We start from the raw sequence: 500 nt of genomic DNA, 5'->3' as shown, positions 1-500 counted from the left end.
CAGCTTAGATGAGGCGGTTAAGGCGCTTCATGAAAAAGGGATAAAAACAGAGCCAATCAGAACAGACCCGCTGACCGGCAAGCGATTCACCTTCTTTTTTGATCCTGACCAACTTCCATTAGAGCTGTATGAACAATAACAGTTTTTGAAGAAAAAAGGAGATACCCACTTTCTTTGCCGAATCTTTTCTTGTTTTGTCTAACGGGAAGGGAACCGCATTCTATGGTCGAATACCTAGCTTAAAAGGAGGTATGGGATCATGAATACAAATATGGTAGCAAGTGAACTCGGCGTCTCCGCAAAAACGGTGCAGCGGTGGGTGAAGCAGCTGAATCTTCCGGCCGAACGCAATGAGCTCGGACACTATTCGTTCACGGCAGAAGACGTGAAGGTTCTAAAATCCGTTCAAAAACAAATCTCTGAAGGCACGGCGATTCAGGATATTCATCTGCCAAAAAGCGCTAAAAAGCGCACAGGCTTCCTTGTCCAAAAAACAAATA

2 protein-coding genes are annotated in these 500 nt (G+C 44.8%); both read left to right on the top strand.

Annotated elements, in window-relative coordinates; translation table 11 throughout:
- Positions 1-139: VOC family protein (locus tag ACWHAR_RS32765; RefSeq protein ID WP_452089135.1), on the top strand; the 139-nt coding region annotated here is incomplete at its 5' end.
- Positions 140-259: 120 nt separating this feature from the next.
- Positions 260-500 (top strand): MerR family transcriptional regulator (locus tag ACWHAR_RS32760; protein WP_452089134.1); only part of this gene is annotated, 241 nt, incomplete at its 3' end.

The sequence above is a fragment of the Bacillus sp. LR--39 genome (genome assembly GCF_053613335.1).
Note: the sequence above shows the minus strand (reverse complement) of the source record. Positions and strands in the feature narration are given on the sequence as shown.